The sequence below is a fragment of the Paenibacillus sp. NRS-1760 genome (assembly GCF_050467785.1).
Taxonomy (GTDB): Bacteria; Bacillota; Bacilli; order Paenibacillales; family Paenibacillaceae; genus Pristimantibacillus.
On sequence record NZ_JBITPK010000007.1, the window covers coordinates 89,676 to 116,448 of the forward strand.

The 26,773-nt window shown below is 44.0% G+C and carries 22 protein-coding genes; 7 read left to right on the forward strand and 15 right to left on the reverse strand.

What is annotated here, in order from left to right; all coding sequences use genetic code 11:
- The first annotated feature begins 61 nt into the window (after positions 1-61).
- The 4 genes from ACIFSR_RS04430 to ACIFSR_RS04445 all read left to right on the forward strand — a co-directional run bounded on the left by ACIFSR_RS04430 (position 62) and on the right by ACIFSR_RS04445 (position 5,856).
- Positions 62-823 carry an ABC transporter ATP-binding protein gene (locus ACIFSR_RS04430; RefSeq protein WP_076268787.1) on the forward strand — a complete coding sequence of 254 codons (762 nt, stop codon included), beginning with the start codon at positions 62-64 and terminating at the stop codon, positions 821-823.
- Complete coding sequence (locus ACIFSR_RS04435) at positions 813-2,765, forward strand: FtsX-like permease family protein (RefSeq protein ID WP_430055250.1); 1,953 nt, start codon at positions 813-815, stop codon at positions 2,763-2,765. Before ACIFSR_RS04430 ends, ACIFSR_RS04435 begins: the two co-directional genes overlap by 11 nt.
- A 161-nt stretch (positions 2,766-2,926) precedes the next feature.
- Positions 2,927-4,318, forward strand: coding sequence for an aldehyde dehydrogenase (locus tag ACIFSR_RS04440; protein WP_339206755.1), 1,392 nt, complete (start codon positions 2,927-2,929; stop codon positions 4,316-4,318).
- 128 nt (positions 4,319-4,446) lie between these two features.
- Positions 4,447-5,856 carry a HEAT repeat domain-containing protein gene (locus tag ACIFSR_RS04445; RefSeq protein WP_430055253.1) on the forward strand — a complete coding sequence of 470 codons (1,410 nt, stop codon included), beginning with the start codon at positions 4,447-4,449 and terminating at the stop codon, positions 5,854-5,856.
- 411 nt (positions 5,857-6,267) lie between these two features.
- Here ACIFSR_RS04445 and ACIFSR_RS04450 read toward each other — a convergent pair whose 3' ends face one another.
- The 5 genes from ACIFSR_RS04450 to ACIFSR_RS04470 all read right to left on the reverse strand — a co-directional run bounded on the left by ACIFSR_RS04450 (position 6,268) and on the right by ACIFSR_RS04470 (position 10,567).
- On the reverse strand, positions 6,268-7,320 hold the full coding sequence (locus ACIFSR_RS04450) for a hypothetical protein (protein ID WP_430055255.1): 1,053 nt from the start codon (positions 7,318-7,320) through the stop codon (positions 6,268-6,270).
- Positions 7,321-7,453: 133 nt separating this feature from the next.
- Entirely contained in the window at positions 7,454-8,281 is an 828-nt protein-coding gene (locus tag ACIFSR_RS04455; protein ID WP_083682118.1) for an AraC family transcriptional regulator, read from the reverse strand.
- 119 nt (positions 8,282-8,400) lie between these two features.
- On the reverse strand, positions 8,401-9,015 hold the full coding sequence (wrbA, locus tag ACIFSR_RS04460; RefSeq protein ID WP_076268782.1) for an NAD(P)H:quinone oxidoreductase: 615 nt from the start codon (positions 9,013-9,015) through the stop codon (positions 8,401-8,403).
- A gap of 26 nt (positions 9,016-9,041) precedes the next feature.
- Complete coding sequence (locus tag ACIFSR_RS04465; RefSeq protein ID WP_430055257.1) at positions 9,042-9,494, reverse strand: MarR family winged helix-turn-helix transcriptional regulator; 453 nt, start codon at positions 9,492-9,494, stop codon at positions 9,042-9,044.
- Positions 9,495-9,685: 191 nt separating this feature from the next.
- Positions 9,686-10,567, reverse strand: coding sequence for an alpha/beta fold hydrolase (locus ACIFSR_RS04470; protein WP_430055258.1), 882 nt, complete (start codon positions 10,565-10,567; stop codon positions 9,686-9,688).
- Between the two features lie 297 nt (positions 10,568-10,864).
- Here ACIFSR_RS04470 and ACIFSR_RS04475 point away from each other — a divergent pair, with 297 nt between their 5' ends.
- On the forward strand, positions 10,865-11,635 hold the full coding sequence (locus tag ACIFSR_RS04475) for an exodeoxyribonuclease III (protein ID WP_339209499.1): 771 nt from the start codon (positions 10,865-10,867) through the stop codon (positions 11,633-11,635).
- Positions 11,636-11,695: 60 nt separating this feature from the next.
- On the opposite strand, the gene murI is transcribed toward ACIFSR_RS04475, so the two are convergent.
- From murI to ACIFSR_RS04490, 3 genes are all read right to left on the reverse strand, one after another.
- Positions 11,696-12,493 carry a glutamate racemase gene (murI, locus tag ACIFSR_RS04480; RefSeq protein ID WP_339206744.1) on the reverse strand — a complete coding sequence of 266 codons (798 nt, stop codon included), beginning with the start codon at positions 12,491-12,493 and terminating at the stop codon, positions 11,696-11,698.
- 152 nt (positions 12,494-12,645) lie between these two features.
- Entirely contained in the window at positions 12,646-14,532 is a 1,887-nt protein-coding gene (locus tag ACIFSR_RS04485; RefSeq protein WP_430055260.1) for an LTA synthase family protein, read from the reverse strand.
- Positions 14,533-14,658: 126 nt separating this feature from the next.
- Entirely contained in the window at positions 14,659-15,126 is a 468-nt protein-coding gene (locus tag ACIFSR_RS04490; protein WP_430055263.1) for a RidA family protein, read from the reverse strand.
- A gap of 130 nt (positions 15,127-15,256) precedes the next feature.
- Here ACIFSR_RS04490 and ACIFSR_RS04495 point away from each other — a divergent pair, with 130 nt between their 5' ends.
- On the forward strand, positions 15,257-16,681 hold the full coding sequence (locus tag ACIFSR_RS04495) for a PLP-dependent aminotransferase family protein (protein ID WP_430055266.1): 1,425 nt from the start codon (positions 15,257-15,259) through the stop codon (positions 16,679-16,681).
- A 14-nt stretch (positions 16,682-16,695) separates the two neighbouring features.
- Positions 16,696-17,541: a Cof-type HAD-IIB family hydrolase gene (locus tag ACIFSR_RS04500; protein ID WP_430055268.1), complete on the forward strand. Its 846-nt coding sequence runs from the start codon at positions 16,696-16,698 to the stop codon at positions 17,539-17,541.
- A gap of 138 nt (positions 17,542-17,679) precedes the next feature.
- On the opposite strand, the gene mglC is transcribed toward ACIFSR_RS04500, so the two are convergent.
- The 7 genes from mglC to ACIFSR_RS04535 all read right to left on the reverse strand — a co-directional run bounded on the left by mglC (position 17,680) and on the right by ACIFSR_RS04535 (position 26,730).
- Entirely contained in the window at positions 17,680-18,696 is a 1,017-nt protein-coding gene (mglC, locus tag ACIFSR_RS04505; RefSeq protein WP_430055270.1) for a galactose/methyl galactoside ABC transporter permease MglC, read from the reverse strand.
- Between the two features lie 30 nt (positions 18,697-18,726).
- The gene (locus ACIFSR_RS04510; RefSeq protein ID WP_430055273.1) at positions 18,727-20,244 is read right to left on the reverse strand and encodes a sugar ABC transporter ATP-binding protein; all 1,518 of its coding nucleotides are present in this window, start codon (positions 20,242-20,244) and stop codon (positions 18,727-18,729) included.
- Between the two features lie 108 nt (positions 20,245-20,352).
- Positions 20,353-21,363, reverse strand: coding sequence for a galactose ABC transporter substrate-binding protein (locus ACIFSR_RS04515; protein WP_339206735.1), 1,011 nt, complete (start codon positions 21,361-21,363; stop codon positions 20,353-20,355).
- Between the two features lie 125 nt (positions 21,364-21,488).
- Positions 21,489-22,472 (reverse strand): substrate-binding domain-containing protein, encoded by a 984-nt coding sequence (locus ACIFSR_RS04520; RefSeq protein WP_430055276.1) that lies wholly within the window; start codon positions 22,470-22,472, stop codon positions 21,489-21,491.
- A complete protein-coding gene (locus ACIFSR_RS04525; RefSeq protein ID WP_430055279.1) occupies positions 22,465-24,222 on the reverse strand; it encodes a cache domain-containing sensor histidine kinase in 1,758 nt (585 codons plus the stop codon). The genes ACIFSR_RS04520 and ACIFSR_RS04525 overlap by 8 nt, the downstream gene beginning before the upstream one ends.
- Positions 24,219-25,871, reverse strand: a complete 1,653-nt coding sequence (locus ACIFSR_RS04530; RefSeq protein ID WP_430055280.1) for a response regulator — start codon at positions 25,869-25,871, stop codon at positions 24,219-24,221. The genes ACIFSR_RS04525 and ACIFSR_RS04530 overlap by 4 nt, the downstream gene beginning before the upstream one ends.
- A 268-nt stretch (positions 25,872-26,139) precedes the next feature.
- Complete coding sequence (locus ACIFSR_RS04535) at positions 26,140-26,730, reverse strand: hypothetical protein (RefSeq protein ID WP_430055283.1); 591 nt, start codon at positions 26,728-26,730, stop codon at positions 26,140-26,142.
- Positions 26,731-26,773 lie beyond the last annotated feature (43 nt).

Consider the following 26,773-nt stretch of genomic DNA (forward strand, 5'->3'; position numbering starts at 1 on the left):
GGAACTAATCGGACATTCGATTTACAATACAAGTAATAGATCTAGGGAGAGTGTTAATCACATGTTCATTCTGGAAGCAACCAAAATTCATAAAATTTACGGAAACAAATTCAATAAGCAGGAAGTATTATGCGGGCTCGATATTAGCATTGAAAAAGGGGAATTCGTCAGCATCATGGGCGCATCCGGCTCAGGAAAAACAACCTTGCTAAACGTGCTTTCATCGATTGACCACATTAGCAGCGGCTCGATTAAAATCGAAGGGAAAGTTATTTCTGGGTTAAAAGAAAAACAATTGGCTGAATTTCGTAAAAATCGTTTAGGCTTTATTTTTCAGGAATACAATTTGTTAGATACGCTAACGGTCAAAGAAAATATTTTATTGCCGCTGTCGATAACAAAGACGCCAAAAAAAGAAGCTGAGCGTAAGTTTCAGGCGGTAGCGACCGAGCTTGGCATTTATGAGCTCCGCAATAAGTACCCAAATGAAATATCTGGCGGTCAAAAGCAACGTACATCCGCTGCAAGAGCGTTCATTCATGAGCCAAGCATTATTTTCGCTGACGAACCGACAGGCGCTCTTGATTCCAAATCCGCCTCTGATTTACTGAACAAGCTGAGCGGTTTAAATCAAAAAAGACAAGCTACAATCGCCATGGTTACTCACGATCCGGTAGCTGCCAGCTATTGCAGCAGAGTCATCTTCATCAAGGATGGACAAATCTATTCTCAGCTTTATAAGGGAGAACAAACGCGGCAAAACTTCTTCAACGATATTATGGCAACACAAAGTGTACTAAGCGGGGTGCACCATGAGCATTAATCAACTCATTTTCCGCAATCTAAAAAAGAATTTAAAAAACTATTATCTCTATGTGTTTGCTCTCGTGTTTAGCGCTGCTCTTTATTTCGCCTTTGTCACCTTGCAGTTTGATCCTGCCATGGATGAGGCAAAAGGCTCTGTTAAAGGGGCTGCCGCCATTAAGACTGCTTCTTATTTGCTCGTTGGAATCGTTTCTATTTTTCTGCTGTACGCCAATACCATCTTTATTAAAAGGCGCAGCAAGGAAATCGGCTTATTTCAGCTTATCGGAATGACCAAAAATAAAATTTTCCGCATTCTGACTCTGGAAAACTTTTTTCTTTATTTCGGCTCCATCCTGCTGGGGGTTCTGGTCGGTTTCTCTGTGTCCAAATTAATTATTATGATTTTATTTAAAACGATAGGTGTAGAGGTGGCCGCCGAGTTGCATTTCTCCACCCAAGCCTTCAAGCAAACCATAATTATTTTTTTAGTTATTTATCTTCTGATTATGTTGATGAATTATTTATTTATAAAAAAACAAACGATATTATCGCTGTTTAGAGTGAATTCCGTCACAGAAGGCAAAGCAAGAAGAGTGTCTATTCTGGAAATGCTGATCGGCATTGCCGGACTGCTGCTCATTTCCCTTGGCTATTATATTTCTTCCGAACTGTTCGGCGGTAAATTTGTGACGATGACCGCGCTCTTTGCTGCCATGATCGGCATTTTGGGCTCCGTTATCCTTGGAACTTTCCTTTTCTATAAAGGATCGGTCAGCTTTATTTTCAACGTGATCCGAAAGCAGAAAAACGGTTACCTTAACATAAATGAAACCTTATCTCTCTCGTCTATTATGTTCCGTATGAAATCGAATGCGCTGCTGCTCACCATCATTACGACCGTGTCGGCGCTTGCTATCGGCTTATTGTCCTTAAGCTATATCTCTTATTACTCTGCCGAAAAAACAGCCAAAAACAATGTTCCCGAACATTTTGCATTTATGAACGTTCAGGACGCGGAGCAGTTTAAAGAAGCGCTAAACAAAAACAAGCTGCCGTATACCGAAAAAACGATTCCTGTCATTCAGGTAGACGTCAATGTGAAGAGTATTATGAATAACAATCTGGAAGGGGTAAGCGTGGCTGGGAATTCGGATATGATGACCTTGCCCGTAGTCAGCGAAAAGTCTGTTGACGGCATTCAGCTGTCTAAAGACGAGCTCTATCTCTCCGGTTACAGCAGCATGCTCAAACAGTTCATGTCTTTGAAGGACTCAGGGCCTGTACAGCTAGTGAATCCTACTCAAAGTATTCCACAGCAATATATCGGACTTAAGGAGCAGCCCATCGTCTCTTGGTGGTTTAAAAGCGGCGGATTGCCTGTAGTTATCGTCGATGATTCTGTTTTTGAGCGCTTAAATAATCATCTTGATCCGGCTATTCAGAAACACTCTACCCTGCATATCGGAATTAATATGAAAGATCGTTCTGATCTAAAAGAAGCGACTCAGCTATTCAATGAGATGAAGTTCTCTGAGCACAACAGAAATGATTCTCAGCTTAATACAAGCAACCAGCAAAAACAAACGATGGGCTTGATTATGTTTATCGTTGCTTTCCTTGGATTAACCTTTCTTATCACATCCGGCAATATTCTCTATTTTAAGCAAATGGGAGAAAGCGAAGAGGAAAAGCCAAACTATACCATCCTTCGAAAGCTCGGCTTCACAAGGGCTGATTTGTTAAGGGGCATAAAAATAAAACAAATGTTCAACTTTGGCATTCCCTTAGTGGTTGGGCTGCTTCACAGCTATTTTGCAGTCAAATCCGGATGGTTTTTCTTCGGAACAGAGCTTTTAACTCCGATGATTATAGTCATGCTGCTATATACCATCCTTTACTCCATATTCGGAATTCTTTCCGTCTCTTATTACAAAAAAATCATTAAAGAAGCACTTTAATACCATCTAAACAGGATATCCCTCTTTGATTTTCAGAAGACGGGTACCCTGTTTTTCTTTGTGTGTTAATATGCAAAAAAATGAGATCGCTAACTCAATATCCAAGTGGAAGTTCGTTTCATTACCTGTTAAGATGTGGATATGTAAGGAGGGTTGCGGAAATGAGTTCATTTAGAGCAGAAGATATTGAACAGATTGTGCTAGAGCAAAAAACATTTTTCGAACAAGGCCAGACCAAGGAGCTGCGCTTTAGGCTGAATCAATTGCAACGATTGCTGCAAGCCATACAACGTCATGAGCAGGAAATTGTCGAGGCGCTTTATCAAGACCTTCGCAAAAGTGAGTTAGAGACTCATATGACAGAAATTATAATCGTAACCAATAGCATTCGACATGTCATTAAGCATCTCAAAAAGTGGATGAAGCCGCAGAAGGTGAAAACACCGATTTATCTGTTTCCATCATCCAGCCGTATTATGAAGGAGCCCTACGGCACAGCTTTAATAATTGGTCCCTTCAACTATCCGTTCCAGCTTGTCATTGAGCCGCTTATCGGAGCCATTGCCGCAGGCAATTGTGCCATTCTCAAACCATCCGAAAGCTCGCCTCATGTTTCAGCTTTAATAAGTAAAATCATAAATGAAACCTTTGATCCCGCCTACATTAAAGTCATTGAGGGGGAGAAGGAAACGACCTCTTTGCTCATCCACGCGCCGGTTGATTATATTTTTTTCACAGGGAGCATCGCGGTCGGTAAAATCGTTATGGAGGCGGCTGCCAAAAACCTTGTGCCTGTCACGCTTGAGCTTGGAGGAAAAAGCCCTGTCATTGTAGATTCTACCGCTAATCTCGAGATCGCTGCCAAGCGGATCATCTGGGGCAAATTAATGAATACCGGCCAAACCTGTATTTCACCCGATTATGTGCTGGCTCATCAGGATATTAAAGAAAAGCTGGTCGCAAAAATGAAGGAAGTCATCCAATCCTTCTATGGAGCTTCTATACAAAGCAACAAAGATTATGGTCGAATCATTAATCAACGTCAATTTGACAGGCTTGCTTCCATTCTAGAGCAAGACAAAGCCAGTATCGTTTATGGAGGAGGCACAGACCGCGCAGACCTCTTTATCGAACCGACGATACTGGATGGTGTTTCATGGGATAGCGCGGCGATGTCAGAAGAATTATTTGGCCCTATTTTGCCTGTTATGGAGTACCGAGATATCCATGAGGCCATTCGAATGATTAACGCTCATCCAAAGCCGCTTTCCCTCTACTTGTTTACAGAGAATAAAGCATTGGAGGATGAAGTTATGAGCCGTGTTTCCTTCGGCGGCGGCTGTATTAACGATACGATTATGCACGTCTCTAATCCCTATTTGCCATTTGGCGGTGTTGGCAGCTCAGGTGTAGGAGCCTATCATGGCAAATACAGCTTTGATCTTTTCTCGCATCAGAAGAGTATTTTGAAGAAAAGCACCAAGCTTGAGCTTGGGCTCGTCTTCCCTCCTTATGCTGGAAAATTAAAAAATATTAAAAAGCTGCTCAAATGAGCAGCTTTTTTGGCTGACAAACAGGAAGTTAGTTTTATGCAAGCTTCACTTAGTTTCGTGTATGTAGCATTGGTTCGACTTCTCATATAATCGGTTTATCACCACAACATTAGGAGGTCATCCATTATATGAATCAATCACCGCTACTACTCACTGACGAACAAATGCAAAAGTTTATAACTGAAGGTTTTCTTATTCTAAAAACAGATTTCCCTGAATCCTTCCATCAAGCCATGACAGCTGAACTTGGAAAAGTATATGACGAGGAAGGCAATCCCGGCAACAACCTGCTGCCGCGAATCCGAGAAATTCAACAGGCTTTCGACAGCCCCGTTATTACAGGCGCATTAACAAGCGTACTGGGTCCAAACTACATGCTGCATGCCCATCGCCATGGCCACTTTAATGCACAGCCGGTTGCTGGCGGTTGGCATAAGGACAGCTACTGGGGCTACTCCCGTATGCGCAACCACCACCCATGGTGGGCTATGATTATGTACTTCCCGCAAAACACACCAATTGAGCTTGGGCCTACTAGCGTTGTGCCTGGCACCCAAAATTACGAGTCGCGTACCTTCGCCTCTGACGAGGTTCAAGGAGAAGCTTACGCTAGCGGTGAAGCAGGTACATTTGCACTCATCCACTATGATATCTGGCACCGTTCAACACCAAATATATTAGGCAATGCTCGTTACATGCTTAAATTTGAATTCATGCGTACAGCTGTTCCAACTAAGCCTTCATGGAATAATCTGATCTCCGAGTGGAAAGAGCCTGCTGACCTTGCCCTGCCAATCGCAAACCACGAAGACATGTGGGAAGAAACATGGAACTGGATGTCAGGTAAGCTAGGCAGTCTAGCAAACACTGCGGAAGCAAACGAAGAGAAATTAGCCGCACTGGCGACGGCTTTGGAAGATAGCTTCGAACCAAATGCCTTGAATGCTGCCTATGCGCTTGCTAAATATGGCGCTCCAGGCGTGAAAGTACTGCTGGCTGGTCTTCATCATGAGAGATTAGACGTATCACGCACGTCTGCTTATGGACTGTCCATCGCAGGCTCAGATGCAGTAAGCGGATTGATCGACGCACTAGAGAGCGATCGCTCAGAGACTGTACAATATGCTATATTCGCACTTGGCGAGCTGCGCAGCTATGCTGAATCCGCGCTTCCAAAGCTTGTTGAACTTCTGTCCCACTCCGATGCGACAGTAAGAATTGCAGTCGTTGAAGCACTTGGCATTTTGTCTAATTCTTCAGAAATTGCAGTGAAGGGTCTTATTACAGCCTTGTCCGATGAGGATGTTCAAGTACGATTTACAGCTGGGCTGTCCTTATCTCGCATGGGTGCTGCAGCGGCAGCAGCCGTTCCCGCTTTGGCGGCAGTACTCGATGACGAGAACCGTTATGTAAGAGCTCATGCTCTAGAAGCACTGCGCTATATCGGCACGGATGAAGCGAAGGATATTTTGATCAAATCACTATTCAATTCCCGCTGGTGTTCGACAACTACGCCTGCAAATAGCTTTTATCCTTGATTCCATCGGAGTTCTTATACTTGCAGCAAAAAGGTTGTCCCAAAAGAATTAGTTGTGCAGAACAATCCTAATCATGGGAAAAGTTCGGAATAACAAAGGAGCTAAGCGATTTGAATCCGCTTAGCTCCTTTGTTTTTGGCGTATGCTGTAACGAACTCAGCAGCTCTTATTTAAACCATTTGCAAGGAATTATTATTGCAACGAACTCCAGCATCGCTATTTCGAGAAAAATAGCTCATATCACCCTATAAAGCATGATATAACGCCAACCAGGTTCGTTAGCGTTTGAAAAAGATCATTTTCTGCATAATAAGCATGATACAGTTCGTTAGAGAAAATATGAGCAAGCAATGTACTTGTACTATTGGCGAGATAGATGATTGAATCCGAAAGCATAACAGGGCAAGCGAACTATTCGCTGTCCTGTTTGCTTACCTCCATCAACTGATGGCATTTCGTTTGAAATTCATGAGGATTATCTACAAATAAATAGATTTGGTCAACTTGTTCTCGAATCCCAAACGCCGTAATAACCGTGATTTCTTCTTTTAATATCATATGCACATTAGGTTCTGTGTCCAGAATTTTCATCGTTTTCTTCATTTTATCCTTACCTAATTTCTCGAATTTAATGACCGAAATGGATGCAATCGTATGGATATTCATGTCCGAATACAACTGAATGCCGTACTGAAACCTTATTTGTTGATCCGATACCAAAATAGGATTTAAGCACATCGCTCGGTAATCAGCAACAAGCAGCATAATAATATATACATTTCCTAATGAGAGTAACCATGCAGCTGTATGCGACCATTGCGCAAGCAGAATGTGCATGCATACCCCTTCAATAATCAATATTTTCGAAAATACGAGTAAGGTTATCAGTTTGTTAGAGTTTTTATGATAACTAAATGAGGCAGACCCCGTTCGAATGAAAATTGGTTCTCTCCATGCGAACAAGGTGTAATAAAAAACAGATAATTCATGAGTGAGCAAAGCTGCAATTTTGGGATGGCGAATGGTCTCTTCTAGACTTTTCCGAAGTGTTTCTATAGGATGATTATCCACTTTTTTATAACGCTTATAGGCAGCCGCAATATCATAGATTTTTAAAGCTAGAATAAAAGGCGGCAGCGGAATAAGGAAATATTTTATAGCGTTCATCGTTTCTTGATCGGTGTTTGGTACAAATAACGCTAATGCTAAATAACCTATAAGAGCAAAAGGAATGATGGATGCGATCTTGAAATTCAGCTTGCGGAACCATAGAAAGTACAGCAATAAAGGGATAACCACGACAAAATCTAATGCAATGCCAAGCGTCAGCAGCTGATCGTTCTCTTTAATTAGAACAGAATTAGCAAATAGAAGATCCAGCAAAATGATAATGAAGCTTGAAGCAATAAAGAAACTAATATTCTTTTTATAGAGTTTGTTAATGGCATAAACACTCCCTTCCACTTACCTTTTCATTATCTAATATATGGTTAAAAATAACGCAGATCAATTCCCTCTTGTGAAGAAAATGGAAACGTTTTGTTTGTAATCTCAAAAAACCGTCGCTTAAACAGCAACGGTTTTCTTTATTAATTAATCATTTCAGTGAAAGCTCCCTATATTCGCTCGGTGACAAAGCCATATATTCTTTGAATAAACGAGAGAAATAAGTAGCATCCATTCCTAGAGATTCAGCTATTGCCGAGATGCTAAGTGAAGTAAAGGATAGCAGCTGCCGTCCTTTGTCCATACGCTTGCGATTCACATATTGTATAGGTGAGAGCCCTGTCGTATTTTTGAACATTCGTATAAAATAATTAGGGTGAAAATGTACAAGCTGAGCAAGAGTATCTACTGTAATATTTTCCGATAAATGCTCTTCAATATAGGTCAGCACAACATTCAGCTTCTCAAATGAGCTGGTTGCCGGTGTTTTGATTGTCACATCCTCAGCCTGCTCCAGCATCATGGCCATAATCTCAAGAAACGCCGACTGCAGCTGCAGCTCGGATGTCCAGTCTTCACTCTTATGATGGTGTACCAGCCTCTCAAATTTACCCTTCAAGCCTTCGTGATCGGATATCGATATCATGACGGGCATTTCGAGCAGTTGAAACAGGTTGAAATTATCTATTTTTGCAGTAAAGTGGCACCAATATTTTCCGTAAGTATTCGTATTAATCGTTCCATAGGATTGTACGACATCTGCGGGCAGCAGACACAGATCACCGGGCTTTGGATAATAAATTTGATTCCCGGCCTTAATGTACCCTTCGCCCTCTTGGATATAATATAGCTTATTCACATCCGTCGTATAATTATCGTCCTTCCACGAAAGCGGCACCTTCGTATAGTCGGCTATGGCAACATGCAATTTTAAACCGCTCATATAGGACTTCCAAAATGTACTTTTGCTTGCGTTCACCGTTATTCCCGCCTTTCAAGGCTGTCATACCCATTGTTCATCGAAGATCGCTGCGATTACCATACCATAATAGCACAAAAAAAAGAGGCAGTATCCCTCTGCCTCTTCTTATTTTCTGCTTAAGCTTGAGCGAGCCCTTGCTTGACCCACTGCGCAACATTGACTGTACGCTTAGCTTGATATTCCACAGCTGCTTTTACGTCCTCAACCATTTTCCCGCCTTGCACCGTCACGCTTGTCCCATATGGGTTACCGCCAGCTTCAAAGGTAACTGGACTCGAATAACCCGGTGCAGCTACTATCGCTCCCCAATGGTACATCGAAGTGTACAGTCCAAGGATGGTTTGCTCTTGACCGCCATGAGCATTCTGAGCCGAAGTCATTCCGCTGACGACTTTATTGACCAGCTTGCCGTTAAACCAAAGTGAGCCTGTCGAATCAAGAAACTGCTTAACAGGACCAGGCATACCGCCAAAGCGTGATGGAATGCTAAATATAATAGCGTCCGCCCATTCCAGATCCTTATAGGTAACCTCAGGTATATCTTGCGTCTCTGCAACATGAGTTCTCCAGATGGGGTTAGCTTGTATTGCTTCTTCTGAAGCAAGCTCAGGCGTCTTCAATATTTTCACCTCAGCTCCAGCTGCTTTCGCACCTTCTGCAGCCCACTGCGCCATTTGATAATTTGTTCCCGTTACACTGTAATATATAATAGCAAGATTAATCGTTGTCATTTGATACATCCCCTTAAACTTTTATGTTATTTGCTCAGTTGTTCTGCATTAATGCCGATCGTTTTTAATAGCTCAATAAGCTTCTCTTTATCCTCGTCGCTTACAGAACTCAAATTGCGTGTAATGACATCCGCATGCTTCGGAAAAATATCATCAAACAGTGTTTGCCCCGCTTCGGTAAGAATGACATTTGAGCCTCTACGGTCTGTAGCGCTTGGCTCTCGCCTCACATATCCTTTTTTCTCAAGCTTATCAACAACATAGGTAATGCTGCCGCTTGGAATGCAGAACTTTTCACTTATTTTCTGTATCGGATGAGGCCCCTTGCTATACAAAAGCTCCAATATCATAAAATGTTCCTGACTAATGCCATGGCTTTCTATATCCTTGCGCACATTGTCGCCAACTGCCTTAGACGCTTTGAACCATATACGAAATAACCGAAGATCAAGCTGGCTCTGTTCACTTTGTTGATTCATGCCCATGCCTCCTTGCTGCATTTATCTTAAAGTCATATTTCCTAGTTCTAGTGTACTTTTATCCTATCATTAGGCTAAAGACATGTCAACCAACTTTTACCACACGCAAAAAAGGACCGAGCTCTTTCTCCATATAGAGAGTGTGTCGGCCTAGTCGCTTCGTATTATCGCTTGCTCCGAGCAATACAAGTTCAATGAAGTAAAAATGGGATTAGTTCATTATGTACAGCATCAGGCTGTTCATGATTAACGCCGTGTCCTGCATGAGGGATTATTTTGTAACGAAATTGTCCTGCGTTTAATACCTGCAAAAAATCCTTCTTATGGGATAGCTTGTACTCACCCATCAGAAAATACAGCTTATCCTTTATCGCAGCTGCTGACGCTTGATCATATTTCTGCAGCTTATGTGCAAACATCGCTTGTTGATTATGATTTTTCATAGCAAGCACAAGATGATCCGCTAATTCGGGGTGCTGTTCATAAACGCGGGATTGGGGCGAACTTAGCTTTTTTATAATTTTTAGCATATTATTGCGGGTTGGAATCAGCATTTCCGGCATCATCATCATTAAGGTGCTCACCATCGTTTTAATTGGTGTTGTAACCATACCTCCCTCCATGCAAACGACTTTGTTCACTCTACTTGCCTCGTTAACCGTATAAATAAAAGCCATATAAGCTCCATTCGACACACCAGCGATATGAAATTGATCCAATCCCATTTGATCAACGATTTCATTGATCCAATCCACCTGATCAAACGTCTTTTTCTGAAAGTTTTCGTTAGGCACACTTTTTCCTGGTCCACCCATCGTATCTACTGCAATGCAATAAAAATGGTTGGATAATTCCTTTATGTTTAGCATCCACATCACCGCCGAATTATCTCCAACGCCATGAAGCAGCAGCAGAGGCGGATTCGATTTATGACCAGCAATAAGACAATGCGTGACGCCGTATTTGGTGTTAATGTCCAGCTCCTCAAATTTCGCTGGCCACAGTTCCAGAAGCGCATTATAGGAATGCAGAACCTGTTCTTTTCCTGATTCACTCTTATATATTTTTATCATGACAGCCTCCTTCTTCTTCAAACGTTTACGGTTCTTATAAGCTATCTTATTTATCTCATGAATGCTGCTTAAGTCTACATTATCGTCACTATCAATTTTTACATTAAAATACTTAACTGTATATAACGTTTGCAAATGATATTTTATATATATTAACTAATGTGGTCTCCTAGCAGGTGTCTAATCGCTTGGCATAGCCTTTTTTTTATGCACAGAGCATGATGTTTCCAACAGTCCTTTGAAGAAAATATGATAAACTAGTACGTAATGATAGAAAACGTAAGGAGATAGATCATGATTAAGCTAGTATCTTGGAACGTAAATGGTTTACGGGCATGCGTAACGAAAGGTTTTAACGATTATTTCAAGGAAACGGATGCAGATATTTTTTGCCTGCAAGAAACGAAGCTGCAGGATGGACAAATCAACATGGAGCTTGGTGAGGAGTACTCGCAATATTGGAATTACGCGATTAAGAAGGGTTACTCAGGCACTGCGGTGTTCACCCGCATAAAACCACTCTCCGTGCACTATGGTATTGAGGAAAACTCGGAGCCAGAGGGACGAGTCATTACGCTGGAGTTTGAAGGATTCTATCTAGTTACGGTATATACGCCTAACGCCAAGCGCGACTTATCGCGCTTGGATTACCGCATGGAATGGGAAGATCGCTTCCGCGGTTATCTTCAGCAGCTTGATGCCTTAAAGCCTGTCATTGTTTGCGGTGATTTGAACGTAGCCCATCAAGAAATCGATCTTAAGCATCCGAAGCCTAATCTAGGCAACTCTGGCTTTACGCTTGAGGAGCGCGGCAAGATGACGGAGCTGCTAGCAACTGGCTTCCTCGATACATTTAGACATTTTTACCCGGATCGTACGGATGTGTACAGCTGGTGGTCGTACATGATGAAGGTTCGCGAGCGGAACGTGGGATGGCGGATCGATTATTTCTTAGCCTCTTCAAGACTGAGCCCACTGCTCATCGATGCGTCCATTGACACTCATATTTTGGGCAGCGATCATTGTCCTGTTTTGCTTACTTTGGAAGAACCGCCGGCAATCATATAATCGTCATAAAAAAAAGGCGGGCAGCACTCATGATGAGCGCTGCCCGCCTTTTGCTTCGAATTAGCTTTGAAGTGACTGTGTTAACACATTTTTTTCACGTAAAATCGAAAGTGCCTTTTGCATCTTGTCCATGTAAGCTGGCTCTTGGCCCGAGCACATAAAGCGTACGTTTCCGTTGCCTCCGCCTCCGGAAATGCCATAGCGGCTCAATAATGCGGATAGGCGTTTCACCGTTCCCACATTCCCATCCACAATCTCGATATGAGCAGGTAACAGCTCCCTCAATATATCCTTGTAGAAAGGATAATGTGTACAGCCGAGTACGATAATTCCGTAATTGTCTAAATCATAGTTTGCGAGCTTTGCCCGGAAATATTCGTTGATAATCTGTTTATCGAATTGCAGCGCCTCACAATAACGCACAAGCTCCGGCAGAGGCAGTGAATCCACGATTCCCATCTCATCCACGCGTGACACGAGTGCGTAATATTTTGGCAGTTGTAGCGTTAACTGCGTTGCAAAGACGAGTACCCTCTTGCCTGTTGCTCGATTCATTTCTACTGCTGGCTTAACAGCAGGCTCCATGCCGACAATGGGCAGGGAATAACGTTCTCTTAACTCGTTAATTGCAATACTGGTCGCTGTATTGCAAGCGACGACCAATGCATCTATGCCCTCTTCCATCATTAAACCAACCGTTTCAAAAATGTACGCTTTCACGTCTTCCTCTGACTTCGTCCCATAGGGAACATGGAGCGTGTCCGCCATATAAAGAAAATCCTTATCAGGAAGTCTTTGAAGTGCCTCCGCTAATACGGTAAGCCCGCCAAGCCCTGAATCAAAAAAACCAATTCGCATGTCTCATCGATTCCTTACGTTTATTGGAATAGAGTACCTTCTGTAGCTATATCCATCTTACCTCATTGCCTGCCTCCATAAAAGCTTATAATTGCATTTGCGAAGAAAAAAATGCCTCAAGTCCGGATAGACAAGAGGCATTTCATCTGCTTCTATGGTGCCCGCTTCGGCAGCAGACGTACATAATCATCCGAAAGCTTCATGAGTTCCAGTATATAATCATAATCTCCACGATATTTACTGAAGTCGGCTACTGGCTTTTTCGTTCTAATATCGACAGCAGTTCCGTCCTCAAAGCCTTTGCCTGGTATAAATAAAATGTCATTATTAAAAAATGATCCTGTCGGCAAATAATACCGCATACCGATTACATTTTGTGAAATATTAAGCAAGTCATGGCCAAACGTCGTAAAAGCTTGATCATCAAGCGATATGCCTAGCAGATTTGTAACGGTCGGCATAATATCAACCTGACCGCCAACCTGATTAACGGTCTTCCCCTCTACGCCAGGTACATGAACAATAAGCGGGATGTTTAAGCGGCTAATTTGCTCATCATAGTCGATGCCAAGCTGCTCACTAACCCATGCAGGATCATTGTCTGTCGTTTGTAGACCAGCGTGATCGCCATAGGCAACCAACACCGTGTTTTCCCACATGCCGCTCGCTTTGAGCCCCTCAATAAAACGGCCCAGTTCATAATCGGTGTAATTTAATGCGGTCAAATAATTGCCCAGCTGCGTTCCTTGCAAGGAGTCCGGCATCGTAATATGCTGAAGCTCCGTTGGAACCTTGAAAGGATGATGACTGGATGCAGTTACGAATTGAGCATAAAAAGACTTGCCTTGCTCCTTCATATCCTTAAGCTTTTCAAGACCGACCCTGTAAAGCTCCTCATCCGATGCGCCAAAAGAATTAAAATGATCATTTTTAAATGATGCTTTATCATAATATGCCGTAAAACCTAGCGCAGGATACATTCGGTTGCGATCCCAAAAAGTCACATCATTGATATGAAAGGTGCCCGATTCGTACCCGCTTTCTCCAAGCAATCTCGGAAGACTCGGCAGCTCACGATCACCATAGCCTGTAGACATCGCCATATCCCCGGTTGGATAGATTGAAGTATTCGACATGAATTCAGCGTCCGCAGTATTCCCTTGTCCAATTTGTTGGAATACATAAGGAAAATAGAAGCTTTCCTTCGCTAGCTGATTAAGAACAGGCGTAACCGCCTGACCACCGACAGACAAATTGATGGCAAAGTTTTGGAACGCCTCCATTTGAACGACGATCACATTTTTACCTTCGGCAGATCCGAAATAATTAGGCGTGCCGGCAACGACCATATCTCCAGCTTGTTCAAAATAGGAGGATTTGAGCGCTATCGCATCAGCCCCTGTTTCTTCTACATTGCCATTTTTCAGCGCGGCCTGCTCTTTGCTCGCCTTAACAGCTGCCGCAACCTGATAATTGATATAGCCTAAATTCTCAGCTTTCACGATCTCATTCGGAATCGTACTCGCGGACCAAATGAATCCACCCGAGATCGCAATACATAGAACAGCTGCAATAGCTGTGTATAGAGGTTTGGCAATTCGCTTGCGCCCGTCGCTGCGTATTCCTCTGACACGTTTAACGATATATAGAGCTGCCAAGACGGCAACATCGAGAAAGTAAACATAATAAGCAGGCAAAATAATAGACCCTACGCTTGTCCTAATTTGCAGTACCTGGTCAAGTCCATGCAGTGCGGTATACGTAGGTACTGTTCCGTAATAACTGACATACACCGTTGAAGCAAATAGCAGCAAGGAAAACACGGCATTCACGAGCCCAAATACGGCTCCTCTCCACCTCGCAGAGCTGACTAGCTCCAGCAGCAGAAGCAGTGCAAGTACAGCTGCTGCATCAGGCAGCAAGCTCTTCACCTGTATGCCTGAAAAGACGAAATGGCGAAACAGGAGCATTTTCAACATCATAAAGATGAATATAACGATAAACAGTGATCTGTCATAACGTTTAGGGAAAAACTGCAAGACGCTCACTCCTTAGAAATTTGCACTTCATTAAATATAAAAAAACCGTCATCACCTGACGGCTTTCTTAAACTTTAATGTTAAGGCAATATAAAAGCAAATGCAACGGCTAATAATTAGAAGACTTTATGCCGTGGCCACTTCAAAAATAGAATCAACAATGATCGGCAGCTGATTTCTTAAGGAGCTCGCCCCCATGACCGAACGTGCATGAATTCCTCTCTCGCCAAATACCTCCACCATCAAATCCGAGAAGCCATCGAGTACCTTATGATGCTCTTCATAGCTAGGATCAGCATTCACAAAACCTTGTACCTTTACGACGCGGGTCACAAGATCCAACTGCTCTAGTGAATGCTTTAATACGGCGAGAACTTCAATTCCTGTCTGCCTAGCGAGTTGATAACCGTCTGCTGTCGTGAACTCCTTGCCAAGCTTCCCTTTTATCGCGGACGAAGGACCTTTTCCCGAAACAAAAAGAAGTCCATTTGAAAATACGCAGTTGGCATATTTAGCTGCGGGCTCGCTCGCCTTTGGTACAATAATCCCTAATGTTGCTAGTCTTCTTTCAACGGTTCCTTCTACTCGCGGCATAGCAACCCCTTCTCTCCATTTATATTTCTTGTTATTGATGGAAGCCTATGCCAAAGTTTATACTGAAATTGACCTCTAACACAGTGTCAGATTTATATGAATTTTAAGGGTCAGATTGTGTGGAGATAAGATGGATATCAACCTTTCAGAAGAAGAGCAAGGCCCTGTCTATTTGGTGTTGTACAGACATTTACGGAAACTCATCCAATCTGGCGCTCTAGCGGATGGAACAAAGCTTCCCTCTATTCGATCGCTCCACGAGCAATCGAAGCTTAGTAAAACGACAATTGAAACGGCGTATCACATGCTGCTGGAAGAAGGTTATGCGGTTAGCAAGCCGCGCGCCGGTCTTTTTGTCATACAATCACAATTAACTCCTGCTGCCGCCATGGTTCATACAGAGATTTTAGAAGAAAAAGCCAGCATACATCGCCATTCCATTCCGATTCCTATCCAAAACGACGCAGTCGTCGATTTCAGCCTGCTCGCCGTGGACGGACAATCATTCCCCATTCGCGCATGGAAGTCCGTACTTCATGATGCCCTATCTCTCCATGCGAATGATGTTCATCAGTATGGCGATCCGCGGGGCGAATACGATTTACGTTTGCAAGTGTCTTACTATTTAAAGCGTTCAAGAGGCGTCAATTGCAAGCCTGAACAAATCATTATTGGATCAGGTTTTTCTTACAGCACACAAATTCTCGCTAAACTGCTAAACGGTGCATCTACAATTGCAGTGGAAGAAGCCGGTATCGCTCAGGTAAGAGCTGCCTTCCAGCAGCACGGCTACAACGTCGCTCCTGTCCCCATCCATAACATGGAGAACTTCATTTCTATATTAGAAGACAAACAAATTCGAATCTTATATGTCACTCCTTCACATCGTCCTACTGGGAGCTCATTGCCGTACTCCACTAGGCAGCTGCTGCTCCACTGGGCAAGCACAAACAGCGCCTATATCATTGAGGATGACTACGACGGTGAGTTTCGTTATTCGGGCAAGACCATCCCTTCTCTCCAAGGAATGGATCATCAGGGCAGCGTCATTTATATTGGGACGTTTTCCAAAGCATTCACACCCGCGCTGCGTATGAATTATATGGTTGTCCCGACTCCTCTGCTCACCAAGCTGCAATCTATAGAGCACACGCTTACAAGTCCATCACGCATCGATCAGTGGGCTATGCAGCTGTTCATGGAACGAGGGCATTGGTACAGGCATGTAAGGAAGGTTCGCAATCTTTATCGTAAAAAACGTGCTAAGCTGCTTCAGCTCATTGACACTTATTTGCCCGGGTATGTGCAGGTTCATGGAGATTCTGCAGGGATGCATGTGGAAATCGCTGTTCAAACAATGTGCAGTGCCGAGGAGCTGATTAAGCTTGCTGCTTCGGAGGATGTTTACGTGTATGCTGCACAGGATACGCCTATCCTGCCCAGTCGTTTTGCAAGATTATACTTGGGGTTCGGCGGACTACACGAGAAAGAAATGGAACGAGGGATACGCCGGCTCGCGAAAGCATGGGCGGGAGCAGCGTCTTATATTGAATAACAGGGGGCTTATGAATGGCAAATAAACATTTCCTTACTGATCTTGACGGAACGCTGCTGCAATCGGATGCATCCTTGTCCGAGTATACAATTAACGTCATAAAGCATGCGATGAAACAAGGTATCATCATTAGTTATGCAACGGCAAGAAGCTATATGAGCTCCAACAAAATTGTATCTATCATTCCGTGGAAATATCCGATCGTTTTATATAATGGCGCGGTTGTCTTTGATCCCATTTCATCTAAGGTCATAGGCGGATACTGGCTGGATAACGAAACGACGAATCAAATTATTGATCTAGGAAGAAAACAAGGTCTAATTCCCTTCTTGTTCGCGCTGGATGCAGAGGATAAGGAACGTGTATTCCATGAGAAGCTGCTGCGAATTGGCGACATAACCTTCTACGAGAGCCGCCCTAATGATCCTCGTTTTGGAGAAATGCCGCTGCTCGAATGCTCGCATGTCTTTAGGACACTGATTGTGACCTATATTGGCTTGCTGCATGAGCTTGAGCCGCTTAAGGATGAAGTACAGCGTACATTCGGCGATCGGGTTCATGTTCATCTCATGAAGGATCAATATATAAAAGATCATTATTTTCTAGAATTCAGCCACAGCAAAGCAAATAAAAAAGAAGGCTTGAAGCAATGGGCTGAGCTGATGCAATGTACGCCTGAGGACGTTACGGTGTTCGGTGACAATCTGAATGACTTAGGGATGTTCGAAGCTGCCGGCACCAAGGTCGCTGTTTCCAATGCGCATCCTACTCTCATTGAGCTGTCCACGCTAGTCGTAGAGAGCAACGATGAGGATGGAGTAGCGAAGTATATTGAGCGTGTGATTGAGGAGGAGTCTTAGCCTGCATATCTAAAAGCATCATTGCTGAATAGCTGCCACCAGTTGCGCGAAGTACAATGAAAACCTATCGTGTGTATGAAAGAAGAAGCTGCCCTAAGGTCATCGACCTTCTGAGACAGCTTCTTCTTCGTTCTCGTTTTACTTCTTCGCTACATATTTGCGAATATCAAACGCTACAGCAACAACGATAATCAAACCTTTGATAATCAGCTGCCAGTTCGGGTTGATACCGATATAAGTCAAACCATAGTTAATGACAGTGAAAATGAGAACACCTGCGATGATCCCTTTCACTCTGCCTACGCCGCCAGTTGTTGAAACGCCGCCGACCACGCATGCAGCAATGGCATCAAGCTCATACATATTGCCGTAGTTGTTCGACGCGCCGCCCGTACGCGCTGCTTCAAGCACACCCGCTAAGCCGTACAAAGCACCCGCAATTGCATAAATCCACATCAAGTTTTTAGCCACGTTAATGCCGGATACATGAGCCGCTTGAATGTTGCCGCCAATGGCGTACATGTTTTTACCAAGACGCGTTTTATTGAAGACAACCCATACGATGAACGCTACAAAAATAGCGATTAATACGATATAAGGAATAGAGAATTGGCCGCTGCCAACAGCACCTGTACCAATTTCAGTGAAATCACTGCGCAAACCGCCGATTGGCTGCGAGTTGTTTGGCGGCATATCGAAGTAAAGAGAATTCGCACCGTACACCGCGACCATCGTACCAAGCGTAGCAATAAAAGGCGGTACGTTAAATTTCGCTACGATTAAGCCGTTCAATAGTCCGACCAGCAAACCAACCGTGATCGCGATTACAATCGGAATGATCACCCATAGCTCAGGCAGGTTAGGGAAAAACTTGCTCGCATATTCAGGCATTTGCAGCATCGATGCGGATACGACCGCGCTGAGTCCGACTACACGCCCTGCTGACAAGTCAGTTCCCGCTGTGATAAGAACAAATGCAGCGCCAAGCGCAATAATGACTCGCGTCGATGACTGCACCATCATATCTCTAAGCGTTGTTATAGACAAAAAGTTTGCATCAATAATGGCGATTCCTAAAATTAATGCGACAAGTACAATCCAAATGGCATTTTGCGAAAATGCATTTTTTATTTTCAAACCTTTAGCTGCTTCCATTGCCGTAAACCTCCTTTAAATCCTTCATCATTAGCCCGTCTGTGCCGCAAGCCGCATAATACTTTGCTCGGTTGCCATGTTGCCTTCAAGAATACCTGTGGCACGACCCTCCGACATCACCATGATACGATCGGACATGCCAATGAGCTCTGGCATCTCAGACGAAATCATAATGATGCTTTTCCCTTGCTTGGCAAGCTCAATAATAATATTGTAAATTTCATATTTAGCTCCGATATCAATGCCTCTTGTTGGCTCGTCCAGCAGCAAAATATCTGGATTTGTAAGCAGCCAACGAGCTAACAGCACCTTCTGCTGATTACCGCCGGATAGGTTGCGAATCAGTTGATCAACAGACGGCGTCTTCGTCTTGAATTTCTCAACACCTTTTGCTGCTTCCGATCTCATCTTCGATTCATTTAAGAAGCCAAAGCGATTCTGATATAAATCGAGATTAGCGATCGCTGTGTTCTCGGTTACGGACAACACCGGAAAAATCCCCGTCACCCTGCGCTCCTCAGTTAATAGTGCAATTTTGTGGCGCTTTGCATCGATTGGCGACTTAATCGTAATCGACTTTCCATCCTTGTAGATGACACCTGATTTTACGGATCGAAGCCCGAACAACGCCTCAATCAGTTCAGTACGCTGAGCCCCAACCAGTCCGCCTATTCCGAGAATTTCACCTTTTCTCAGCTCGAACGATACATCATTGAAGGAATGTGCATGCGGCGAGGTTAATCCCTCTACGCGCAGCATGACTTCTCCTGGGATGTTCGTACGCTCCGGGAATCGATCCGACAAATCTCGGCCAACCATGCGCGTAATAATCGTATCGATGGTCAGCTCAGGAGCTGGCCAAGTACCGATGTATTTACCGTCGCGCATGATCGTCACGTCATCGGAGATTCGTAATATTTCTTCCATTTTGTGCGAAATATAAATAATCGAAACGCCTCGTGCACGCAGCTTATTGATGATGTCGAACAGCTGCTCTACCTCATTGCCTGTAAGCGAGGAAGTCGGCTCATCCATTACAATAATTTTGGAATTGAAGGACACCGCTTTGGCAATTTCGAGCGATTGTATTTTGGAAACTGACAACTCGCCGACCAGCTGATGCGGGTCAATCGTCATATTTAAATCCTCGAACAGCTGAGCTGTGTCGCGGTACATCTTTTTATGATCAATGAACCGGAAAGGCGCTATGCCTCTTACCGGAAATCTGCCAAGCCAAATGTTCTCCATCACGCTGCGCTGCGGCACTGGATGCAGCTCCTGATGAATCATGGAGACGCCGTAATTCAATGCGTCCTTGGAGTTTTTAATATCAACCTTTTGCTCATCAAGAATGATCTCGCCGTTATCCGGCTTATAAATGCCAAACAAACATTTCATCAATGTAGATTTACCTGCACCATTCTCGCCCATGAGCGCATGAACCGTGCCCGGCCGTACTTTTAACGTAACATCATCTAGCGCCTTAACACCTGGAAACGTCTTGGTAATCCCGTTCATTTCAAGCAAATAAGGATGCTGCTTTGCCATCGTATAGCCTCCCTTTGTCCAGCCCGCCAAGAAAGTAGGCGAAAAAAAACAGGGGCAACGCAAGTGACGTTATTCCCCCGCTCTTGATCATCCATCTTAACGCTTATCTTATTTGGTCTCTTGCGTTACCTTTTGGTATGGAATCCAAACGTATTTACCGTCTGTAATTTCAAAGCCTGTATTCTCCTTCGTTGGTGTTTCGCCTGCAGCAAGAACGCGCATAAGCTCAACCGTTGCTTTACCTTGGTTCGACGCATCGTTTAGAACGGTACCGAGCAAAGTGCCTTCTTTCAGCGCTTGCTTAGCTGGATCTGTTGCATCTACGCCAACAACCGGCATAAATTTATTGTCTTTAAAGTAGCCAGCAGCTTTCAATGCTTCAATTGCGCCAAGCGCCATGTCATCATTGTTTGCCAGAACAGCTTCAATTTTATCGCCTTTGGAAGCAAGGAAAGCTGCCATCTTTTCTTGGCCCTTAACACGATCCCACATCGCAGTATCTTCAGCAATATTCTCGACTTTGATGCCAGCATCTTGAATCGCCTGTACAGAAAACTTAGTCCGAAGCTCAGCATCTTGATGCCCTGGCTCGCCTTTCAGCATCGCATATTGCAGCACGCCGTCACCGTTTTTGTCCGCTTCCGGATGTGCTTTCCAATACTCAGCAATGATTTCGCCTTCCATAGTGCCTGACTCTTCCGCTTTTGCGCCTACAAAAAACGCCTTGTCCCATTTTGCCAAATCATCAGCAAGCGGCTCGCGGTTAATGAATACTACCGGAATATTAGCTTTTTGTGCTTTATCAATAACGATGCCAGCAGCTGTACGGTCAACCGGGTTAACTGCCATTGCTTTTACTTTTTTAGTTATAAACAAATCAACTTTATCATTTTGTGTGGGCTGCGAGTTTTGGCTATCTACGATATCTACTGCCAATTTACCTTCTGCCGCTGTATCGATCGCGCTGCGCACACCGCTCATAAATGTGTCGTCAAACTTATAAATGGCTACGCCTGCCTTAGGCAAGCTGCTTGCGCTCCCGTCGCCATTTGCGCTTCCGCAACCTGCTGCTGTAACTGCTAATGCTCCAATAACGAGCGCTGCTGTCCACTTTTTCATTATTTATATCCCCCTGGTGGATGAATTAACTACTGCTTCATTATGTCGTAATTTTGGAGGGATTCACATGTAATATCCTCATCACTTTTATTAATATCCTCATCTATTTGCATATAAAATGAGCATTATTGCACAACAGGGAACAATAACTTCTGATTTTTAAGCCAAAACATATTCTCTTCCGTTATAAGCTCCATACTCATTTCAACCTTCTCGGGAACCGCTTGTCCATTTGCTGCTGCTAATGCATGCTTGACGCTAAGATAGCCCATGCTGAAGGGATTTTGTACGATTAATGTTTGCAGCTGATTTTCCTGAAGCAGCTCCAGCAGCTCCGGCGAGCTATCGAAGCCTACCAGCTTGATCTTATTGCCCGCTTGCCTGCGTTTCAGTTCATGCGCCGCTCCTATCGACGTTTCTGTGTTAAGTGTTAATATGCCGTCTACCTTTTGTTTATCTAAAATACTGCTGACGGTTTGCTCACATTCTTGGTACGCCTCCGAGCACAATTGACTGCCAACAAGGTGAAGTCCCTCATATTCGTTAACTGCATCACGGATTCCCCGCTCCCGCTGAATGCCATTAATTCCACCCTTGCTATACGTTAAAATCGCAATATCGCCGTTGCCTCCAAGCTGTCTGGCGATTTCCCGCAGCGCTTCTTTGCCAGCCAAGTAATTGTCCATTCCGACATAGGAAGCCGTCTTCCCCGAGGTTAGCAAGCTATCCATTGCGATAACCGGTATATTCCGCTTCGCAGCTTCCTCCAAAAAAGGCTGAAATGCCGCATCATCATTTGCTCCGAGTACAATTGCATCTGGCCGAGTCTCCAGCGATTGCATAGCTGATTGCAGCTGCCCTTTGATGTCCCCCTCATCTGCACCAGCAGAGACATGCAGAGTAATGCCAAATTCTTTGACGGCAGCTTGTGCGCCCATCGTCACATTTTTCCAGTAGTCGCCTTTGCTCGTCCGAAGAATAAGCTGAATCGTCTTCCCAGTCTGCTCCTGCTTCGGCACTTCTGGACCCGGGTAAAGAGCGGAATACAATAAAAGGACAGCTATGATGAAGAGCAGCAAGCTAATGACTCTGCCTTTGAAATTAACCATTATGCTTTTCCCCTCCTTCAGCTTGCTGCAGTGTAAGAGCAGGGAAACGAATCGTGACGGTTGTGCCTACTTCCTGCTCGCTCTCGAAATGCAAACCATAAGTTGGACCGAAGAACAATCGAATTCTCTCCTGCACATTCATAACTCCAACACCAGATCCCTTCGAGCTTATGACAGCACCTGTAAGAATTTTACCCAGTCTCTCCTCCGACATGCCAAGCCCATTATCAACGATCTTGATCACAATATCAGTGCCTTCAAGCCTCATGGAAATAGCAATATGCCCCTTGTCAACGGAGGGCTCAATGCCATGCACGAGCGCGTTCTCAATTAGAGGCTGAACAATAAGCTTTAAGGTAGCAAGCGACAATGCCTCCTGCTGCAAATCAAAGGAATAGTCGAATTTGTTTTTGAACCGCATGTGCTGGATAACCAAATAGTTCCGTGCATGCTCCATCTCATCTGCAAGCGTGATTAGGCTTTTCCCTTTGCCTATACTAATGCGAAACAGCTTGGACAGCGATGTAATCGTCGTAATCACTTCTTCATTTTTGTTCATGCCCACCATGCGTACAACCGTATTTAATGTGTTGTACAGAAAATGCGGATTGATCTGCGCTTGCAGCGCTTCCAGCTCATACTTTCGTTTGCTCTCTTGTTCCCTTACAATTCGGTCCATCAGCTGCTTGATCGTACCGATCATAATGTTGTACCGATCTGCAAGACGCTTGATCTCAAGCGGCCCTTCGCCGCTGGCGGCCAGGTTGAAGTCGCCCCGCTCTACGCTTTTCATCGAAAGCTCCAGTCGTTTGATCGGTCTTGAGATTCTCCGTGCGACTAAACTCGATAATAAAAATACGATTAGCGCTAGGCCGATAACAAGCTTGGACATCGATCGGTTTAATTGCCCGCTTGTCGTCATCACCTCATCCAAATAGGATACGCCCACTACCTTCCAGCCGACGTTGCCAATCGTTTGAACGCTTATCATTTTTGCCTCATCCTTAGAATCGTCAATAAAGCTGCCGTACGTATGCTTAAGCGCCAGCTCAACATTCTCTTCTTTCAGCTTCGCATAGATGAGCTCAAGCTGCGGATGATAAACAATGTTGCCCGCAGACTCGTCCAGCATATACACATAACCCTTTTGCCCCAAGCTCACTCGTTCGGAAAGCTCATCAATCGTATTGAAATTGACATCCATCAGCAAAACGCCATGAACCTGCTTGCCTTGATGCTGGACTGTGATGCTTTTGCTCATCGATACGACCCATCGGAACTGCTGCTTATACAAATTTTGAACATGCGGAAGCGATATGGATAAGTGACCTGCTGAATCGAGTGCGCTTCGAAACCAGCCTTCCTCCGTCACTTTCAGCGTTTCCTTCAGCTCAACATTCGGTAAATCGATAAGCAGCTGACCTTTATCATCGAATAAGGCGAGTGATACCGTGTCCGAACGCGTCGACATCATCGATTCCAGCTGGCGGCGCATCCCATCGGACTTCACATCGGCGCTTTGTCCGATTGAATGATGCATCATGTTGAACAAGTCAGACGTGACCTCTATATAATTTTCAAGATTGTAGCTTACTTGATCGACAATTTGCTGTGAATTGCGAAAGGCATTCTCCTGCGCAGTTGCAGAGAAACGGCCATAGAGAACAACGCTGACAAGCAATATAATAAACACAGAAAATATAGTAAAAGAAACGGTTAAAATAAACTGTATGCTTTTGCGTTTTATCATTTCTCTAGTCCCAGTAAGCCGCTGCGATATTCTTTGGCAGACAATCCGGCATATTTCTTAAAGCTGAGGCTAAAATAATTTGGATCGGCAAATCCGATTTTCTCCGCTATCTCAAATGCTTTGAGCTCTGTCGTGCGAAGCAGCTCCTTCGCCTGTTCCATTCGAAGCTGCAGCAAATAAGCACCGAACGTCATTTTTAACTCTTTTTTAAACAAGCCGCTAAAATATCCTGCGCTGATATGCAGATGGGCACACACCTTCGCAATAGACAAATCACTATCGTGATAATGCTCTTTCGTATAGTGAATGGCATCCTCTACGATTTGTTTATAAGTATGCTGCCTGCGGCTGGCGATACGAACTCTCACCTTAGCACATAAATCTCCAAACCAAGCCTTCGTTTCCTGCATGCTGTTCAGCTTCTGGTATTGATTCAATATGCCCCATCCGCCTGCGAAAATGTCATCATTGTCACTCTCATAAGCTTTGGTCAGCTTGATAATCGCCGTTACCATCTCGAGCAAATAATGCTGATACTCATGAACAGGAGCCTGGATGCGGGATATTTCATCAAACAGTCCATCAATTACTTCTTCCAGTTCTTTCTCCGTACCAAGCTTCACCGTTCGAACTAGATTTTGCTCCTTCCATTCGTCAAAGAGAAGCTTGTCATTCACACGACTTTCCATATCATCGATACAAATGATGAGATTGTTGCCAAGAATCCGGCGATAATCTAAAGCAACCGTTGCAGCCTCATAAGCATACTTGAGATTTCCCACATCTTGTGTGAAGGTTCCAACGCCAATCATGACGGGAAAACGCAAAAACCTCTCGATGCTTTGCAATATTTCCTTTAATGCATCCTGTGTTTTCTCCATCACCAAGCCCTTATCGAGCTCTGGGCTGACCGTGAACAGTACAACTTGATCTTGATGAATAAAAACTTTGCCAAGCAAATGTTTATTCCATATTTCAGCTGCAATATTGCATACGGAGAATAGCTTCAGATCCAAATCTGTTGACGAAGCAAGTGAATGTGAGGGTATTTGAAGCTCAGCATCCTTCTGATGTTCAGAGTGATTAACTGCAATAATGGAGACGATATACCCCTCGCCATTCAGCTCCATGCCGTATTTCGCTGCTTTTATAGAAATGTCCTTATAAGACTGTTTGCGAGTAATTAAAGAGGAAAGAAACTTCTCGCGCACGATAGGCAGACTGGTGCGGTAATGCTCCTCCAGAAGCTCAATATTGGTTCGCTTCTCACGTTCTTCATCCATGCGCTTCGCTACTTCCGCAATCGTGTCCGTTAGCTGCTTTGCCGAGAACGGTTTCAAAACATAAGCCTCTACCTGCAAATGTATGGCCTGCTTCGCGTATTCAAATTCATCATGACCCGATAAGATGACAATCCGTGTAATGGGATATATCTTTCTAGCCCATTCCGACAGCTCCAGACCGTTCATATATGGCATGCTAATATCTGTAATGAGCACATCAGGCTCCATTTTCTCAAAAATCTCTATCGCTTCCTTGCCGTTCCCTGCTGTTCTAACTTCTGAGAAACCGCAGCTTTTCCAATCAATCTCACTCATTAATCCTTCCGTAACTTCCGGCTCGTCATCAACGAGCAGCAGCTTGTACACATGTACCCCTCCAAAATTAATGCTTTTTGACGAAGCACCTGTTCAATCACCTCGTTTCGCCACTCCCCATTTAACCATAGATTTTATGAATGTAAATAAGAAATCAATGGATTAGGTTAGGGTATGTCTTACTCCTATCTTCTTATTCATGCAGGAAAATAACTTTTGAAGCCTATAAGAGCATGCAAAAAAACCGTAATCCTCTTCAAGAGCTTACGGCTTCTTTTTTGCACATATACAACCTATAAACATAACATTCCTCATTGCTTTATTGACGACGTCGTGCCCGCACAACAACAATCCCAATGATCATAAAAAGGGCTAGCGCACCTATGATGATCTGCAGCTTTGTTGCTCCGCTTTCGTTAGCATGCAAAACCTCGCCAGCGCTTAAGGGCAGCGGATTATAACCATTGCCTAGTACCTTCAACTCTTCTCCTGCAGCAGAAACCAGCTTCGTTAAATCACATATCCCTGTTTCTAGCTTTCCTGATCTGTCATTAGCAGACACGATATAGGTATCTCCTGCATTAAATTTTTCATATCCGCAGCTTGCAGAACTCATCGCTGTATATACAGCTGTCTGCTGCTTGAGTTTTCCTTTCCATACCGTTGCTACTTCAAAGTCTACTTGAACGAGATCAGCAGATGACATCGTTTTTTTCTTAGGAGGCTGTGTTACCTTGATTACTTTTCCAGTGAAAATGGCAGTCTTGCGTCCAAGCTCATCTTTTACCTGCGTCTCTGCAGACGGCGACATTGCACACGAGCATGCGAAAGCTGCTTTAGGGTTAACAATAAGTGCTGTACTTAACAGAATGACTCCGCATAAAAGGTATATCAGAATTTTTTGGTTCATCATCATCACCTCATAACCTAGACGGGCTGAAAATGATAAATGT